This window comes from Pseudomonas guariconensis (assembly GCF_015680235.1).
GTDB classification, from domain to species: Bacteria; Pseudomonadota; Gammaproteobacteria; order Pseudomonadales; family Pseudomonadaceae; genus Aquipseudomonas; species Aquipseudomonas guariconensis_A.
Window position 1 is genome coordinate 154860 of record NZ_JADLJL010000005.1, and the last position, 17070, is coordinate 171929.

At 64.3% G+C, this 17070-nt stretch carries 17 protein-coding genes; 5 read left to right on the plus strand and 12 right to left on the minus strand.

Annotated elements, in window-relative coordinates; translation table 11 throughout:
• Positions 1–56: 56 nt before the first annotated feature.
• Positions 57–803 carry an NRDE family protein gene (locus IRZ56_RS06260; protein WP_196144144.1) on the plus strand — a complete coding sequence of 249 codons (747 nt, stop codon included), beginning with the start codon at positions 57–59 and terminating at the stop codon, positions 801–803.
• 102 nt (positions 804–905) lie between these two features.
• Here the strand turns inward: IRZ56_RS06260 and ptsP are convergent, their stop codons facing one another.
• From ptsP to ilvA, 4 genes are all read right to left on the minus strand, one after another.
• Positions 906–3185 carry a phosphoenolpyruvate--protein phosphotransferase gene (ptsP, locus tag IRZ56_RS06265; RefSeq protein ID WP_196144145.1) on the minus strand — a complete coding sequence of 760 codons (2280 nt, stop codon included), beginning with the start codon at positions 3183–3185 and terminating at the stop codon, positions 906–908.
• 22 nt (positions 3186–3207) lie between these two features.
• On the minus strand, positions 3208–3687 hold the full coding sequence (locus IRZ56_RS06270; protein WP_196144209.1) for an RNA pyrophosphohydrolase: 480 nt from the start codon (positions 3685–3687) through the stop codon (positions 3208–3210).
• 233 nt (positions 3688–3920) lie between these two features.
• On the minus strand, positions 3921–4346 hold the full coding sequence (locus tag IRZ56_RS06275; RefSeq protein ID WP_196144146.1) for a DUF2269 family protein: 426 nt from the start codon (positions 4344–4346) through the stop codon (positions 3921–3923).
• 39 nt (positions 4347–4385) lie between these two features.
• Positions 4386–5900, minus strand: coding sequence for a threonine ammonia-lyase, biosynthetic (gene ilvA / locus IRZ56_RS06280; RefSeq protein WP_196144147.1), 1515 nt, complete (start codon positions 5898–5900; stop codon positions 4386–4388).
• Between the two features lie 143 nt (positions 5901–6043).
• On the opposite strand from ilvA, the gene rpiA reads away from it, so the two are divergent.
• Positions 6044–6718, plus strand: a complete 675-nt coding sequence (rpiA, locus tag IRZ56_RS06285) for a ribose-5-phosphate isomerase RpiA (RefSeq protein WP_196144148.1) — start codon at positions 6044–6046, stop codon at positions 6716–6718.
• 307 nt (positions 6719–7025) lie between these two features.
• Here rpiA and IRZ56_RS06290 read toward each other — a convergent pair whose 3' ends face one another.
• The 4 genes from IRZ56_RS06290 to IRZ56_RS06305 all read right to left on the minus strand — a co-directional run bounded on the left by IRZ56_RS06290 (position 7026) and on the right by IRZ56_RS06305 (position 11270).
• A complete protein-coding gene (locus tag IRZ56_RS06290; protein ID WP_196144149.1) occupies positions 7026–7937 on the minus strand; it encodes an SdiA-regulated domain-containing protein in 912 nt (303 codons plus the stop codon).
• 91 nt (positions 7938–8028) lie between these two features.
• Positions 8029–8955 (minus strand): SdiA-regulated domain-containing protein, encoded by a 927-nt coding sequence (locus IRZ56_RS06295; RefSeq protein ID WP_196144150.1) that lies wholly within the window; start codon positions 8953–8955, stop codon positions 8029–8031.
• A gap of 226 nt (positions 8956–9181) precedes the next feature.
• Positions 9182–9847 carry a fumarylacetoacetate hydrolase family protein gene (locus IRZ56_RS06300; protein ID WP_196144151.1) on the minus strand — a complete coding sequence of 222 codons (666 nt, stop codon included), beginning with the start codon at positions 9845–9847 and terminating at the stop codon, positions 9182–9184.
• Between the two features lie 25 nt (positions 9848–9872).
• The gene (locus IRZ56_RS06305) at positions 9873–11270 is read right to left on the minus strand and encodes an FAD-binding oxidoreductase (protein ID WP_196144152.1); all 1398 of its coding nucleotides are present in this window, start codon (positions 11268–11270) and stop codon (positions 9873–9875) included.
• A gap of 170 nt (positions 11271–11440) precedes the next feature.
• On the opposite strand from IRZ56_RS06305, the gene serA reads away from it, so the two are divergent.
• Entirely contained in the window at positions 11441–12670 is a 1230-nt protein-coding gene (serA, locus tag IRZ56_RS06310) for a phosphoglycerate dehydrogenase (protein ID WP_196144153.1), read from the plus strand.
• A 183-nt stretch (positions 12671–12853) separates the two neighbouring features.
• Here the strand turns inward: serA and IRZ56_RS06315 are convergent, their stop codons facing one another.
• Positions 12854–13330 (minus strand): DUF4399 domain-containing protein, encoded by a 477-nt coding sequence (locus IRZ56_RS06315; RefSeq protein WP_196144154.1) that lies wholly within the window; start codon positions 13328–13330, stop codon positions 12854–12856.
• Between the two features lie 226 nt (positions 13331–13556).
• On the opposite strand from IRZ56_RS06315, the gene IRZ56_RS06320 reads away from it, so the two are divergent.
• On the plus strand, positions 13557–14039 hold the full coding sequence (locus tag IRZ56_RS06320) for a substrate-binding periplasmic protein (RefSeq protein WP_196144155.1): 483 nt from the start codon (positions 13557–13559) through the stop codon (positions 14037–14039).
• A gap of 97 nt (positions 14040–14136) precedes the next feature.
• Here IRZ56_RS06320 and IRZ56_RS06325 read toward each other — a convergent pair whose 3' ends face one another.
• Both IRZ56_RS06325 and IRZ56_RS06330 read right to left on the minus strand, forming a co-directional pair.
• On the minus strand, positions 14137–14646 hold the full coding sequence (locus IRZ56_RS06325) for a DUF523 domain-containing protein (RefSeq protein WP_196144156.1): 510 nt from the start codon (positions 14644–14646) through the stop codon (positions 14137–14139).
• The gene (locus IRZ56_RS06330) at positions 14627–15256 is read right to left on the minus strand and encodes a 2OG-Fe(II) oxygenase (RefSeq protein WP_196144157.1); all 630 of its coding nucleotides are present in this window, start codon (positions 15254–15256) and stop codon (positions 14627–14629) included. The genes IRZ56_RS06325 and IRZ56_RS06330 overlap by 20 nt, the downstream gene beginning before the upstream one ends.
• A gap of 114 nt (positions 15257–15370) precedes the next feature.
• On the opposite strand from IRZ56_RS06330, the gene IRZ56_RS06335 reads away from it, so the two are divergent.
• Entirely contained in the window at positions 15371–16123 is a 753-nt protein-coding gene (locus tag IRZ56_RS06335) for a DUF2059 domain-containing protein (protein ID WP_196144158.1), read from the plus strand.
• 1 nt (position 16124) lies between these two features.
• On the opposite strand, the gene IRZ56_RS06340 is transcribed toward IRZ56_RS06335, so the two are convergent.
• Positions 16125–17054, minus strand: a complete 930-nt coding sequence (locus IRZ56_RS06340; protein WP_196144159.1) for an alpha/beta hydrolase — start codon at positions 17052–17054, stop codon at positions 16125–16127.
• Positions 17055–17070: the final 16 nt, after the last annotated feature.

A 17070-nucleotide genomic window follows, 5' to 3' on the forward strand; every position in this document is an offset into this window, starting at 1 on the left:
TGATGGATCGACACGGGAGCAGCCGGTAGAGTGGCCAAAACAACCGAGGCCCCGCCATGTGCCTGATCGTGTTCGCCTGGCGGCCAGGGCACGCCCTGCCGCTGATCGTCGCGGCCAACCGCGACGAGTTCTATGCCCGCCCCACCCAGGCCCTGGGCGCCTGGGAGGATGCCCCCGGCGTACATGCCGGGCGCGATCTGGAGGCCGGCGGCACCTGGCTGGGTGTCGGCCCGAACGGCCGGTTCGCCGCCTTGACCAACATTCGCGACCCTGGCCAGCCCCTTGGCCCCCGCTCCCGCGGGGAACTGGTGGCAGCGTATCTGAGCGGAACGCTGGGCGTGGACGCCTACCTGGACCAGGTGGCCAGCCGCGCCAGCCAGTATTCAGGGTTCAACCTGCTGGTAGGCGACGGCGAGCGGCTGGGTTACCTTCATGCCCGCGAGGCAGCGCCGCGCCTGCTCGAGCCGGGTATATACGGAGTGTCCAATGCTGGGTTGGATACACCCTGGCCCAAGCTGGTCAAGGCACGCAGAGGGTTGCAGGGCATGCTCGACAACCCGGACCCGCAGCGGCTGCTGGGGTTGCTGGGTGATGGCGAGCCCGCGCCAGAGGCAGATCTGCCGGAAACCGGTGTGGGGCTGGCGACCGAGAAGTTGCTGTCGAGTGTGTTTATCGCCAGCCAGAACTATGGGACGCGGGCCAGCACGGTGTTGATCGTCGATGCCCAAGGGCGGCGGCGGATGATCGAGCGCAGTTTCGGGCCGTTTGGTGGCCATTTGGGCGAGGTGGAGATTCTGGCCTAGCGAATGGGGCCGCTTTGCGGCCCATCGCGGGGCAAGCCCGCTACATGACAGCGCAATCCCGCTTCTGTGGGAGCCGGCTTGCCGGCGTTTGAGATACCTTGGCTACAAGGTCTTGTTGGCCCCGGGCCCGATCATGCGCGCCAGCCCCAGGTTCTTCAGGGCCAACTGCAACGCACTGTGGATAACTTGCGCGTTGTCATGGGCCATGGCCTCGGTCAGCAGTTCCTTGGCCTTGCTCATGTTGATCTGGCGCAGCATCCACTTCACCTTCGGCAGGTTGGTGGCGTTCATCGACAGGCTGTCGAAGCCCATGGCCATCAACAGCACGGCCGCGGCCGGGTCGCCGGCCATTTCACCGCAGATGCTCACCGGCTTGCCTTCGGCGTGGGCGTCGCGCACCACCGTCTGCAAGGCTTGCAGCACGGCAGGGTGCAGGTAGTCGTAAAGGTCGGCGACCCGTGGGTTGTTGCGGTCGACCGCCAGCAGGTACTGGGTCAGGTCGTTGGAGCCGACCGAGAGGAAGTCCACCTGGCGCGCCAGTTCACGGGTCTGGTAGACCGCCGCAGGGATTTCGACCATTACCCCGACCGGTGGCATCGGCACGTCGGTGCCTTCGTCCCGCACCTCGCCCCATGCGCGGTGGATCAGGTGCAGCGCCTCTTCCAGCTCATGGATGCCGGAAATCATCGGCAGCAGGATACGCAGGTTGTTCAAGCCCTCGCTGGCCTTGAGCATGGCGCGGGTCTGCACCAGGAAGATTTCCGGGTGGTCGAGGGTGACGCGAATGCCGCGCCAGCCAAGGAAGGGGTTTTCTTCTTTGATCGGGAAATACGAAAGCGCCTTGTCGCCACCGATGTCGAGGCTGCGCATGGTCACCGGCAGCGGGTGGAAGGCCTGCAACTGCTCGCGGTAGATCGCCAGCTGTTCCTTCTCGCTGGGGAAGCGCTGGTTGATCATGAATGGCACTTCGGTGCGGTACAGGCCCACGCCTTCGGCACCGCGCTGCTGGGCACGGGCCACATCGGCGAGCAGGCCGGTGTTGACCCACAGCGGCATGCGGTGGCCATCCGGGGTGACGCAGGGCAGTTCACGCAGCGCGTCCAGGCCCTGGGCGAGTTGGCGCTCTTCCTCGACCACGTCGCTGTACTGCTTGCGCAGCACCTCGCCCGGGTTGGTGAACACTTCGCCCTTGTAGCCATCGACGATCAGCTCGATGCCGTCGACCTTCGAATACGGCAGGTCGACCAGGCCCATGACCGTCGGGATGCCCATGGCCCGCGCCAGGATCGCCACGTGCGAGTTGCCCGATCCCAGTACCGAGACCAGGCCTACCAGCTTGCCTTCGGGCACCTCGCCCAGCATGGCCGGGGTCAGCTCCTCGCTGACCAGGATGGTGTTGTCGGCATACACCAGCGACTGCGAGCGCGCTTGCTGGAGGTAGGCCAGCAGGCGGCGGCCAAGGTCCTTGACGTCCGAGGCCCGCTCGCGCAGGTAGTCGTCGTCCATCAGTTCGAAGCGATTGACGTGTTCGCCCACCACCTGGCGCAAGGCGCCCTGGGCCCATTGGCCGGTCTTGATGACCTCGATCACCTCACCACCGAGGGCGGCGTCTTCGAGCATCATCAGGTAGACGTCGAACAGCGCCCGTTCTTCGGGGCGCAGCTGGGTGGCGAGCTTGGCCGACAGCTTGCGCATGTCGGCGCGAACACCCTCCAGGGCGTTGTTGAACAGCTTGAGTTCGGTGTCGATATCCTCGACGGTCTTGTCCGGGACCACGTCCAGGTCGGCCGGCGGTAGCATCACCACGGCCCTGCCGACGGCCGCGCCCGGCGAACCAGGCACGCCGACGAAACGGGCCTCCTGGATCCCCTTGCCCTGGCGGCCCAGGCCGCGGATGGAGCCGGTGGCCTCGGCATGGGCGATCACGCCGGCGAGCTGGGCGCTCATGGTGACCAGGAAGGCTTCCTCGCCTTCGTCGAACTGGCGGCGCTCCTTCTGCTGGATGACCAGCACCCCCACTACGCGGCGGTGGTGGATGATCGGTGCACCGAGGAAGGAGGCGAAGCGCTCCTCGCCGGTTTCGGCGAAATAGCGGTAACGGGGGTGGGCGGCGGCGTCCTCGAGGTTCAGCGGCTCTTCCCGAGTACCGACCAGGCCGACCAGGCCTTCGTTGGGGGCCATGCTGACCTTGCCGATGGAGCGCTTGTTCAGGCCTTCGGTGGCCATCAGCACGAAGCGGTTGGTGTCCGGGTCGAGCAGGTAGACCGAGCAGACCTGGCTGCCCATGGCTTCCTTGACGCGCAAGACAATGATCCCCAACGCCGTCTTGAGATCTTTGGCGGAGTTCACTTCCTGGACGATCTTGCGCAGCGTATTGAGCATGGCTCGGGGTCGGACTCCGTCGTCAGTCGCGCGTCAACAGGCGCGGGGCAAGCTCTTTCAAGGCGCGGCGATAGACCTCGCGCTTGAACGTCACCACCTGGCCCAAGGGATACCAGTAGCTGACCCAACGCCAGCCGTCGAATTCCGGCTTGCCGGTCAGGTCCATGCGCACCCGCTGCTCGTTGGACACCAGGCGCAGCAGGAACCACTTCTGTTTCTGGCCGATGCACAATGGCTGGCTATGGGTGCGCACCAGCCGCTGGGGTAAACGATACCGCAACCAGCCACGGGTGCAGGCAAGAATTTCCACATCCTCGCGCTCCAGGCCCACCTCTTCGTTCAGCTCGCGGTACAGGGCGTCTTCCGGCGTCTCCTCAGGGTTGATGCCACCCTGGGGGAACTGCCAGGCATCCTGGTTGATCCGGCGAGCCCATAGCACCTGCCCGGCATCATTCGTGAGAATGATCCCGACATTGGGGCGAAAACCATCCGGGTCGATCACGGCAGCAACCTCGCAAACGCATGTCATCGCATTGTTCCACAAAGGTCACGAGCGCAGCAACGCGCCCGCCAAGCTTATGTGCGGCGAGGTGAAAACTCTGTGTTTTGCGAGGGTCTGTCCAGGGACACTGGTATACCTGGCTTTGGTGAAAGGCAGGTGACAGGACGGGGCCGCTGCGCGGCCCATTCGCGGCGCAAGGCCGCTCCTACAGAGACAGCGTGCGCCCCCAAAGGTCAAACCGGCTTGGCGCCCATCAGCCCGGCGATGGACAGGAAGCACACACCGCTGATCACCGCCAACGCCAGGGTAAAGCGCAGCCCGGTCGGTTCGGCCTTGCGCAGCCGGTTCAGGCGTACCAGCAGCCACCAGGCGCTGAACGCACCCAGGGTATAGATGACGCTCGAAGCCAGGATCCAGGTCTGGCCCAGCGGCCAGCCGACCAGGTGCACCAGCCACCAGCCGGTGAACGGCATGCTCACCAGGCACAGCCCCATCAGCAGCCAGACGAACACCAGCGGCCGGCGCAGCAGCTTGCCATAAGCCTGGGCGTCGCCGCGCCGGCGCGCGAGGACAGTCCAGGCGGCCAGGCCCAAGGCGCCGGCCAGCAGCAACACAGTGGCGGCGATGTGCACGGCCTTGAGGGTGGTCAGGTATTCCATTGCTTCACGTCCTTGAGTGTTAGGCCAAGCTTAGTCGCTTTAGCCCAGGAACAGCTTGTACGCCGGGTTGTCGGTCTCGTCCCAGTAGGGATAGCCGATCTTGGCCAGGGCCGCCGGCACCAGGTGGCGTTCGTCGTCCGGCACCTGCAGGCCTGCCACCACCCGGCCATCGGCCGCGCCATGGTTGCGGTAATGGAACATGGAGATGTTCCAGCGCCCGCCCAGCTTGGTCAGGAAGTTGAACAAGGCGCCCGGGCGTTCCGGGAACTCGAAGCGCAGCACCATTTCGTCGCTGGCGCCTGCCGAATGGCCACCGACCATGTGGCGGATATGCAGCTTGGCCAGCTCGTTATCGGTCAGGTCGGTGACCGGGAAGCCTTGCTCGACCAGCTGCTGCACCAAGGCGGCGCGCGGGTCGGTTTCCGGGTGGGTCTGCACACCGACGAAGATGTGCGCTTCCTTGTCGGCGTGGTACCGGTAGTTGAACTCGGTGATCTGGCGCTTGCCGATGGCCTCGCAGAAGGCCTTGAAGCTGCCCGGGCGTTCAGGGATCGTCACGGCGATGATCGCCTCGCGCTTCTCGCCCAGCTCGGCGCGCTCGGCCACATGGCGCAGGCGGTCGAAGTTGACGTTGGCGCCCGAGTCGATGGCCACCAGGGTCTGGCCCGTCACGCCATGCAGCTCTACGTACTTCTTGATGCCTGCGACGCCCAAGGCGCCGGCAGGTTCGGTGATCGAGCGGGTATCGTCGTAGATATCCTTGATAGCTGCGCAGATTTCATCGGTACTGACCGTCACCACCTCATCCACATGATGGCGGCAGATATCGAAGGTGTGCTGGCCGATCTGCGCCACTGCCACACCGTCGGCGAACAACCCGACCTGCGGCAGCACCACCCGCTCGCCAGCCACCATGGCGGCCTGCAGGCAGTTGGAGTCGTCCGGCTCGACGCCGATCACCTTGATCTCCGGGCGCAGGTACTTCACGTAGGCAGCGATGCCGGCGATCAGGCCGCCGCCACCGACCGGCACGAAGATCGCGTCCAGGCGACCTGGGTGCTGGCGCAGGATTTCCATGGCCACGGTGCCTTGCCCTGCGATGGTGTGCGGGTCGTCGTAGGGGTGGATATAGACGAAGCCCTTTTCATCCACCAACTTCAAGGAATAGGCCAGCGCCTCGGGGAAGGAATCCCCGTGCAGCACCACCTTGCCGCCGCGCGAGCGCACGCCTTCGACCTTGATTTCCGGGGTGGTCTTGGGCATCACGATGGTCGCCTTGATACCCAGCTCCCGCGCGGCCAGGGCCACGCCCTGGGCATGGTTGCCGGCCGAGGCGGTGACCACGCCACGGGCCAGTTCTTCCGGGCTCAGCTGCGCCAGCTTGTTGTACGCCCCGCGGATCTTGAAGGAAAACACCGGCTGCAGGTCCTCGCGCTTGAGCAGGACCTGGTTGCCCAGCCGCTTGCTCAGCTGGCCGGCGCTCTGCAGCGGGGTTTCGACGGCAACGTCGTAGACGCGCGAGGTGAGGATCTTCTTGACGTACTGTTCGAGCATCGGGAAAGCATCACTGGGCCGCGGGACAAGGCCTGGGAGTCTACCCCAGCGCCACGTCGGGCGACCACAGCGAAACCGAGGTTTTGCTGGCGCTTGCCGCTATAATAGGCAGCTTTCAAACTCCCGCCCCTCTCGGAGCCCGCATGACCCAGGACCAACTCAAACAGGCCGTCGCCCAGGCCGCCGTCGATTTCATTCTGCCCAAGCTGGATGAGAAAAGCGTCGTCGGCGTCGGCACCGGTTCGACCGCCAACTTCTTCATCGACGCCCTGGCCAAGCACAAGACCGCCTTCGACGGCGCTGTCGCCAGCTCCGAGGCCACCGCCGAGCGCCTGAAGGGCCATGGCATTCCTGTCTACGAGCTCAACAGCGTCAGCGAGCTGGAGTTCTACGTGGACGGTGCCGACGAAAGCGACGCGCACCTGAACCTGATCAAGGGCGGCGGCGCGGCCCTGACCCGCGAGAAGATCGTCGCGGCGGTGGCCAAGACCTTTATCTGCATCGCCGATGCCAGCAAGCTGGTGCCGGTGCTGGGCGCCTTCCCACTGCCGGTGGAAGTGATCCCGATGGCCCGCAGCCATGTGGCGCGCCAGCTGGTCAAGCTCGGCGGCGACCCGGTGTACCGCGAAGGCGTGGTGACCGACAACGGCAACGTCATCCTCGATGTGCACAACCTGCAGATCACCGACCCGGTGGGCCTGGAGCAGAAGATCAACGCCATCGTCGGCGTGGTCACCAACGGCCTGTTCGCGGCACGCCCGGCCGACCTGCTGTTGCTGGGGACCGCCGAAGGCGTGAAGAGCCTCAAGGCCGAGTAATCTCCCACGAGGGCTTCGCCCTCGAATCGCGGGACAAGCCCGCTCCCACCAGGCCTGCGCTGTTTTCAGAGACACCGCCGCACCTGTGGGAGCCGGCTTGCCGGCGATAGGGCCGGGGCAAGCAACTCAAATCAGTTGGCTCCCACCAGGCCTGCGCTGTTTTCAGAGACACCGCCGTACCTGTGGGAGCCGGCTTGCCGGCGATAGGGTCGGGGAGACTGTTGGCTCCCACAAGTCGGCGCATGCCTAGAGGTCGCTGCGGTCATTGTGGGAGCGGGCTTGCCCCGCGATGGGCAGCAAACGCCCCTCAATCTGCGGGCTGCTTGAACACGTAGAACAGGTTCGGCTCACTGACCAGGTAGATGGTCCCGGCATCGTCCATGGCGATGCCCTCGGCCTGCGGCACGCTGCGCTTGAGGCCCTGGAAGCCCTTGTTCAGCGACAGGGTACTCAGCGGCCGCCCCTTCACATCCAGCTCAAGCACCAGCCTCGACTCGTCCGACAAGGCCAGCAGATGGCCGCTGCGCTCATCGAACTGCAGGCTCGACAGGTCCCGCACGAACAACCGTGAATCGCGCTTGCGATCCTGCACGACATGCACGGCGTAGGGCTGTTCGGGCTTGTCGTGAGGGAAACCGTGGATCTCGTAGATCATCATGGGGTCGCGTTCCTTGGCCACGAACAGGCGCTTGCCCACGGAGTCATAGGCCAGGCCCTCGAAGCCTTTGTTGCCGTTCAAGCCAATGCCCAGCGTGAGCTGCTCGGCATCGTTGGCGTCGAGGAACAGCGTGTCGTCGTCCAGGCGCACGCGAATCAACCGCTGTTGGCGTTCGTCGGTGATCACGTAGCTGTTGGGCCCCACGTACTCGACGGCCTCCGGGTCGCCGAACCCTGTCAGCGGCACACGGCGCAGGATGCGCCCGTCCAGGGAAAGCTCGATCAGTTCCGAACGGGCATTGGTGACGGTGAACAGGCTCTTGCGGTCCGGGTCGTAGGTCAACGCCGAGAGGTCGTCATCCAGCCCCTCGATGGGCTGCCCCTCGACCACGACCTGGTAGCGATCGAGCCCCATGCTCAGCTCGGCGGGCTGCCACCAGGTGCGCAGATTGAACCAGCCGCGCTCGAACAGGCGAAACTCCTGCGCCGCGAGCCCAGCGAGCACGAGCCCCCCCACCAAGAGGACGATCAGGAAACGAAACAGGCGTGGGCTAAGGCGCATGAAGGGCAGGCTCGACAAAGGAATGACGAATCTAACCACGAATCAGCTGAAATAAAGCTTAATGCCACTACCCAAAAAACGACGGGCTCAGTCAGTTTTTTCTGAATCGGTAGAAAAGATCAGGTTCGCTCACCATGTACAGCGTGCCCTGGTCGTCCATGGCTACGCCTTCGGCCCGCGGGATCGTATGCTTGAGCCCATTGAAACCGCCCAACAGGGTCATGAAACTGACCTGCTCACCTTTTTCGTCCAGCTCGAGCAGCATGTTGGAATCCGCGGACAGCACCAGCACGTGGCCGGTGCGGGGGTCCACGCCAAGCGCCGAGAGGTTGCGCAGGTCTAGCTCGTCGCTGGGCAGCGCCTGCTTGTCGCCCGTCAGCGGGCTCTTGCCGTCGGTGGCCCAGGTGTACAGCTTGGGCGGACGCTCCTCGCCGATCAGCAACCGCTGGCGTGCAGGGTCCCAGGCAATCGCCTCGAAGCCCTTGTTCTTATTGGCTGACTTGCCCAGGTCGTAGTGCTGGAAGTCGGCATGATTCAGGCTGGCGGTATGGGCATCCACGGTCACCAAGGTCAGGTCGTGCTTACGCTCGTCGACGATCGCCAGCTGACCGTTGGCCAATACGGCGACGCCTTCGGGGTTGTCCCAGCCCACCAGCGGCATTTTGCGCAGCACTTCACCGTCCAGGTCCAACTCGACGAGGAAGGGGTTGTTGCCCATGACAGAGAACAGGGTCCGGGTCAGCGGGTTGAACGCCAGGTCCGACGGTTCGTCGTCGGACATGCCAGGAAGCACCTTGGCTTCGATGTCCGCCACGTAGTTCGGCAACCAGACGCTTTCCACCCGCTCGGCCTTGCTCTGCATGGCTTCCTTGATCCACAGCAGACCACGGTCATCCCAGTGCATGATCACCGACAGGCCGTAACCGAGTACCACGGCCAGGCCGAGCCAGAGCTGCCAGCGCCGCAAGAGGCTGCGTTTGTGCAGGGGAGGAACGGGAGCGCTGGGGGAGACGACCATCGACGATGCTTCCTGGATCTGTTGCCGAAGTTCTCCATAACGCCGGCGGATGAGGGTGATCGGCAGGATTATCCAGATGCTTTGTGAAAAAAATGGCAAATCGTCGATTGGAGGACTGCTTCGCAGCCCTTTCGCGGCACAGGGGTACGGGCGCGCCCTGTAGGAGCGGCCTTGTGCCGCGAAAGGGCCGCTCAGCGGCCCCAGCACACTCACACCATACGCGGTGTCAGAGCACCCGGCTTTCGAACCGGCTCGCCCCCGGCAGCTCCAGCACCAGCTCATCCCCAACGTCCAGCGGCCCCACGCCAGCCGGCGTACCGGTGAGGATCACATCGCCCGGCTGCAGCGAGAAATGCGCCGCGATGTGCTGGATGATCGGCACGATGGGGTTGAGCATCAGAGCGCTATTGCCGTCCTGGCGCACCTGGCCGTTGATCGACAGGCGGATGCCGATATCGGCCAGGTCCTCGAAGCTGTCGGCGACCACGAACGGCGGAAGTACGCAGGCGCCATCGAAGCTCTTGGCCAACTCCCACGGCAAGCCCTTTTCCTTGAGCCTGGCCTGCACGTCGCGCAGGGTCAGGTCCAGGGCAGGGGCGAAGCCGGAGATGGCGTCACGCACCTCTTCCTCGGATGGATGGGTGGACAGCGGCTTGCCCAACAACACCGCGATCTCCGCCTCGTAGTGCACCGCACCACGGTCGTTCGGGATCTTGAAGCCACCTTCCAGAGGCACGACGCAACTGCCCGGCTTGATGAACAACAGCGGCTCGCTGGGAATGGGGTTGTCCAGCTCCTTGGCATGTTCGGCGTAGTTACGGCCGATGCATACCACCTTGCCCAGCGGGAAGTGGATGCGCGTGCCGTCTAGGTACTGGTGCTGGTAACTCATGGCCGACTCCTCTGGATACTGCTTTTTATTCAGGAGCGAAGATCTTACCCGGATTCATGATGCCGTTTGGATCGAATACCGCCTTGATCGCTTTCATACAGGCGATTTCGGCGGCAGAGCGGCTGTAGCCCAGGTAGTCGCGCTTGGTCATGCCCACACCGTGCTCGGCGGAGATCGAGCCGTTATAGCGCTCGACGATCTCGAACACCCACTTGTTCACCGTGGCGCAGCGGGCGAAGAACTCGTCCTTGGCCATGTCGTCGGGCTTGAGGATGTTCAGGTGCAGGTTGCCGTCGCCGATGTGGCCGTACCAGACCACTTCGAAATCCGGGTAGTGCTGGCCGACGATGGCATCGATGTCGCGCAGGAACGCCGGCACCTTGGAGACGGTGACCGAGATGTCGTTCTTGTAGGGCGTCCAGTGGGAAATCGTCTCGGAGATGTACTCGCGCAGTTTCCACAGGTTCTTAAGCTGGGTCTCGCTCTGGCTCATCACGCCATCGAGCACCCAGCCCTGCTCGACGCACTGTTCGAAGGTGGCCAGGGCTTCGTTGGCCACGTCCTCGTTGCAGGCTTCGAATTCCAGCAAGGCATAGAACGGGCAATCGGTTTCGAACGGCGGCGGCACATCGCCGCGGCCCATGACCTTGGCCAGGGCCTTGTCGGAGAAGAACTCGAAGGCGGTGAGGTCGAGCCGGCCCTGGAAGGCGTGCAGCACCGGCATGATCGAATCGAAGTCAGGGGTGCCCAGGACCATGGCGGTGAGGTTGCGCGGGGCCCGGTCCAGGCGCATGGTCGCCTCGACCACGAAGCCCAGCGTGCCCTCGGCACCGATGAACAGCTGGCGCAGGTCGTAGCCGGTGGCGTTCTTGATCAGGTCCTTGTTCAGCTCGAGCACCTCGCCCTTGCCAGTCACCACCTTGAGGCCCGCGACCCAGTTGCGGGTCATGCCGTAGCGAATGACCTTGATCCCGCCAGCATTGGTGCCGATGTTGCCGCCGATCTGGCTGGAGCCGGACGAGGCGAAGTCGACCGGGTAGTAAAGCCCATGCTCCTCGGCGAACTGCTGCAACTGGCGGGTGACCACGCCTGGCTGGCACACCACGGTGCGATCGAAGGCGTTGAAGTCCAGGACCTTGTTCATATAGTCGAATGCCACCACCACTTCGCCATTGGCCGCGACCGCAGCGCCGGAAAGGCCAGTACGCCCGCCAGAGGGCACCAGCGCGACCTTGTGGCGGTTGGCCCAGGCGACAATGGCCTGCACCTGCTCGATCGAGCGCGGGAAGACGATTGCCGAAGGTGCCGGTGGATAGTGCTTGGTCCAGTCCTTGCCGTAGGCCTCCAGCGAAGCTGGGTCGGTGAGGACCTTGCTCGGGTCGACCAGGGTCATCAGCTCATCAAGTACCGCTGTGTTGGTCATCGGTAGAACTCTCGAACTATTCATAGTGACCCTGAGCACTCTTCACCTGTCGGGATAAGCTCAGATTCTGTCGCGTATGCTAGCATAGCGCTCCCGCCGTTCGTGCTAAGGCCGACGCCGCGCCGCTTTACCCCCCTGCCATTTTTTCTCCGGGATACAGGTTTACGCAGATGAGCAAGACTTCTCTCGACAAGAGCAAGATCAGGTTCCTTCTTCTTGAAGGTGTGCACCAGAATGCGGTCGATACCCTCAAGGCTGCCGGGTACACCAACATCGAGTACCTCACTGGTTCCTTGCCGGAAGCCGAGCTGAAGGAAAAGATCGCCGATGCCCATTTCATCGGCATCCGCTCCCGCACCCAGCTGACCGAAGAAATCTTCGACTGCGCGAAGAAGCTGGTCGCCGTCGGCTGCTTCTGCATCGGCACCAACCAGGTCGACCTGGCCGCGGCTCGCGAGCGCGGCATCGCCGTGTTCAATGCCCCCTACTCCAACACCCGCTCCGTCGCCGAGCTGGTGCTGGCCGAAGCCATCCTGCTGCTGCGCGGCATCCCCGAGAAGAACGCGTCCTGCCATCGCGGCGGCTGGATCAAGAGCGCGGCCAACTCCTTCGAGATCCGTGGCAAGAAGCTGGGTATCATCGGCTACGGCTCGATCGGCACCCAGCTGTCGGTCCTGGCCGAAAGCCTGGGCATGCAGGTGTATTTCTACGACCCGCTGACCAAGCTGCCGCTGGGCAACGCCACCCAGGTGACCAACCTGCACGAGTTGCTGGGCCTGGCCGACATCGTCTCGCTGCACGTGCCTGAGCTGCCGTCCACCCAGTGGATGATCGGCGAGAAGGAAATCCGCGCGATGAAGAAGGGCTCGATCCTGATCAACGCCGCCCGTGGCACCGTGGTCGAGCTGGACCACCTGGCTGCCGCCATCAAGGACAAGCACCTGATCGGCGCCGCCATCGACGTGTTCCCGGTCGAGCCGCGCTCCAACGACGAGCAGTTCGAAAGCCCACTGCGCGGCCTGGACAACGTGATCCTGACCCCGCACATCGGTGGTTCCACTGCCGAAGCCCAGGCCAACATCGGCCTGGAAGTGGCCGAGAAGCTGGTCAAGTACAGCGACAACGGTACTTCCGTGTCGTCGGTCAACTTCCCGGAAGTCGCCCTGCCGGCGCACCCTGGCAAGCACCGCCTGCTGCACATCCACGAAAACATCCCGGGTGTGCTCAGCGAGATCAACAAGGTGTTCGCCGAGAACGGTATCAACATCTCCGGCCAGTTCCTGCAGACCGACGAGAAAGTCGGTTACGTGGTCATCGACGTGGATGCCGAATACTCCGACCTGGCGCAGGAGAAGCTGCAGCAGGTCAAGGGTACCATCCGTTCCCGCGTGCTGTTTTAAGCCATACCGCTGCGTGAAGGGTTAATGCCCGTCAGTTAAGCCTTATCGGCTGCACTTGGGGCTGCTACGCAGCCCATCGCCGGCAAGCCGGCTCCCACAGAGACAGTGCTGGCCTCAAGGCTGACGCGTTACTTGTGGGAGCCGGCTTGCCGGCGATTGGCGTGCAGCGCCCGCATTTCGCAGTTACTTCACGCTCACGGTGATCTTCTGCGACTCGACGCTCGGCTTGAACGGCACGTGGTACATGTCGCCCAACACCAGCTGCAAGGTGTGCTTGCCCGGCGTCAGGGTAATGGTGGCCTCGGTTTGTGCCTTGCCGAAGTGCAGCACTTGCGGGCCGGCCGGCAGCGGGGCGTTGTTTTCCGGCATCAGGCTGGTCGGCAACGGCTGGTCGGCCAGGGGCGCCTTGTCCACATCCACCAGCAAGTGGTGATGGCCCGTATGCGGCGTCTGGTCGCCCGCAGGTTTGAGCCCCATGCCTTCGATGCCGAACTTGACCGTGAAGGTCTTGTCGACGGTAGCCCCATCGGCAGGGGCAACGATGAAGACCTTGGCGCCCTGGGGCGGCTCCTGACTCTTCAGGGCATCCGCAGCGCTAGCCAGAACCGACGCCCCCATCAGCAGGCCGGCAACGGCAGCACGCGAAAATAGGCTGTTCATTCACTTCTCCTGTGTTTCACTTCCATTGACCACTGTCCATCGACGAACGGCGGCGCTAGAACAACATAGTTCAATTGTGTGCAAAGGTCTCGCCGGCCATGGCCAGAAATATTTGAACTTCAACTAAACATTGGAAGCGAGTGGAGGTCATAGCCTGCACCGTGACCGCGGCATGACACAAAGCTGCGGCATCAAATTCATCTGCCAAACGAGAATGGGGGCATTCATGCGGTTGAGCATTGGCGTACTGCTGGCACTTGCGATCAGCCCACTGGCCCAGGCCGAACTGATAGACGAGGTCAACGACCGGGGCGAACTGCGCATTGCCGTGCAAGCGGATACACCGCCTTACGCGTTCAAGGAAAACGAACACCTGACCGGCTTCGACGTGGAGCTGGGCCAGGCACTGGCCAAGGAGCTGGACGTACGCGCCGAGTTCATCGAAGCCCCCGCAGAAGAAGCGATCCCGGGCGTCGAGAGCGGCAAATTCGACATCGCACTCGACCAACCCGAACCCGAGCAGGCCCCGCAACTGGCCGCCAGTGAGCCTTACGGCAGTGAGGCCCGGGTGATTCCGTTCCAGAAAGACAACCCAGCCTTCGAAACCGCGGTGAACAACGCCCTGCAACGAATCAAGGAAGACGGCCGGCTGGCGGCGCTGGAGCAGAAGTGGCTCAAGGGAGCGCGAGAAACATCTGCCGGCCAGTGACCCTGTCCTGTCCAATCGCCGGCAAGCCGGCTCCCACAGATGGAATGGCGCCATGGTGTGGGAGCTGGCTTGCCGGCGATTGGGCCGAACAGGCGCCTCAAATCTCCAGGCCCGCCAAGGCCCGCTGCGCAGCCTCCAGCTCCAGCTCGCTGAACACCTGCACCCCTTCGCGCCGCAGTAGCGCCGTGGTCACGCCCTCACCCGCGACCTTCACCCCGCTGAACGTCCCATCATAGGTCAGCCGGTTGCCACAGGACGGACTGCCCGATTTGAGCACCGCCACCCGGATACCATGCTCGCGGACCAAGGCCAGGGCCTGCCGCGCGCCAGCCAGGAAGGCTGCGCTGACATCGTCTCCGACGACCGTCACCACCTGGGCCAGGCCGTCCAGCACAGCACCACCCTGCCCGCCCGGGATTTCCGCCGGCGGGCGCGGTGTCGGCAGGCCGCCGGCCACTTCCGGGCAGAGCGCTACCACGCGGCCCTCGGCCTGCCAGCGCTGCAGCACGTCGGGGTGCCCACTGTCACGCCCATCGTAGCGCACCGGCTGCCCCAACAGGCAGGCGCTGACCAGGACCTTGGCCAAATCAGAAGAGGTCGTTGCCACGGCGACGGAACCAGCCGGTCAAGGACAGGCGCTCGCGCCCGGCCGGCAACACTTCGTGAGGGATGTCGCCCGACAGGAATACCACCAGGGTGCCCGCTTCGGGCTGCACGTCGTGCTCCACCCCATCGGCGAGAAACATGCGTAATTGCCCTCCATCCTCGGGTTGCCAATCTTCGTTCAGATAGAGCACCGCCGACACCGCGCGCCGGTCGTCATCGCGAAAGCGATCGAGGTGGCGGCGGTAGAACGCGCCCTGCGGGTACAGCGCGAAATGGCACTCGAAATCTTCGAGCCCCAGGTACAGCCCCTGGTTCAATGCCTGACGCAAGCCTTCCATGATATCCAGGTAACGGTCGCAGGCCTCGGACTGGCCCGGCTCGAGCCACTGGATGTGGTCGCCACGGATCGTTTCGCGCACCTCCTGCCCGATACCACGGCCCACACTGGCAGGGCTCAGCTCGCCCTCGGCAGAACGTTGTCGACACTCGGCCGCCAAGGCGCGAGTCAGTGCAGCGGGCACAAACAAGGGCTGCCGGCTCCAACCATGGTTGGCCAGCTCATCGACAATGTTAGAAAGCATTGAATACTCAAGAGAGAGGTGATGACGCATAGTATCCACTCGCCATGAAAACCGACAGCGCCACTTGGCCGCCAACCGTCATCGGCGTCTCGACAAAGCCCCGCCGCGCCACGGACAATAGCGGCCTGCCGACAGGAGTCCTGAATGCGCCGTTTGTTTTCCCTGCTGCTGCTGATGATCTGCACCATGCCTGTCTGGGCAGACAGCCTCGACCAGCTGTACAAGGCCGCCGGCTGGCCGGACCAGCGCGCCCACTTCACCGACGCGGTGAGCGCCGCCCAGCAACGCTACAAGAACAGCCTGCCCCCGGCTGTCTACCAGGCGCTGGTCAACAACAGCAACCAACGCTTCCAGGCCCAGGCCATCGACCGCCGGGCCCAGGCGCAATTGCGCGCCAACCTGCCGAACCCGTCACCCGCACTGGCGTTCTTCCAGTCGCCGCTGGGGCGCAAGGTGGTGGCCGCCGAACTGCTGGCCACACGCAAGGACCAACTGGCCAAGCATGCCAAGGGCTTGCCGAAGATCCAGGCAAGCGACAACCGCCTGTTGATTATCGGCCACCTGGCCCAGGCCCTGCCGGCCCGAGAAGCGGGTGCCGAAGTCAGCCTGGCGATTGCCGGCGTGGCAGCCGACAGCCTGAGCTCGATGCTGCCCGGCCTGTTCGGCGCAGGCCAGGCCCAAGGCCTGCTCGATGGCCAGCGGCAACGCCTGATGCAGCAGATCGGCGAAGATCTCAACAATACCCTGCTGTATGTCTACCGCGACCTCTCCGACACCGAGCTGGAAGAGTTCGCCACCTTCGCCGAATCGGCCGACGGCCAGGCCTACTACAAAGCCGCCATCGCCGCCGTGCGTGCGGGCCTGGCCGTGGGCCAGAACGCTGCCAACCTGAACTGAGTCAACCCAGGCGCTGGCCGAGGAAGGCGAAGTAGCGCTGGCGGATGCCTGGCAGTTCGTTGGCCAGGTGGTGCCTGGCCTCGGGCAGCAGCAGGATCTGTGGGTCAGCGAACTTGGCCTTGAGCACCTTGAGGTTATAGGGCCAATCCACCGTGGCGTCTGCCTCCCCCTGTACGATCAATGGCCGCCGCAGGCTGCGCGGCGCGGCCTCGATACGCTTGACCCAGGCCACCAGGGCACCGACCCAGGCGGTGGGGAGTTGGCGTGGCTGCAGCGGGTCGGCCTCGAGGAACGGCAGGAAGGCCGGGTCGTTGCTGTTCTCGCTGAAGCGCCGCTCGATGCCGTTGACGAAATGGCGCAGCACGCAATAGCTGAGCTTGGACCAATGCCAGGCCCGTGGCCGCACCAGGGGCGCCAGCAGGATCACCTGGCCATCGGCCGGGCTTTGCTCGCCGCGGTGCAGCAGGTGATCGACCACGATCGCCCCGCCGGTGCTTTGCCCGCACAGGTGCCAGGGGCGTGGCAGGTCGAGCGTTCGCGCCTGTTCGAACAAGGCATCGAGCATCTGCTGGTAGATGCCGAAGTCGGCGATGCTGGCCCGCTCACCGCTGGACAGCCCATGCCCGGGCAGGTCGCAGCTGATGACCGCGAACCCCTGCTGCAAGGCCCATTCGATCACATGGCAGTACAGGCCCATGTGGTCGTAGTAGCCATGCAGCAGAAACAGGGTCGCCAGCGGCTGCGGCGGCAACCATACCTGCCCCACCAGCTCGAACCCCGCTGCCTGGAAGACACCCAGCCAGCTTTGCCGTGCGGGTAGGTCCAGGCCGTAATAGTGCTGGTAGTCCCGGGCCTGGGGCGACAGCGGTTGGCGGTCGGCCAAGGGCCGGAGGCTGGTGCGCAGCAGGTCGGGGTGAAAGCAAGCGGGCATCGGTACATCCACAGCG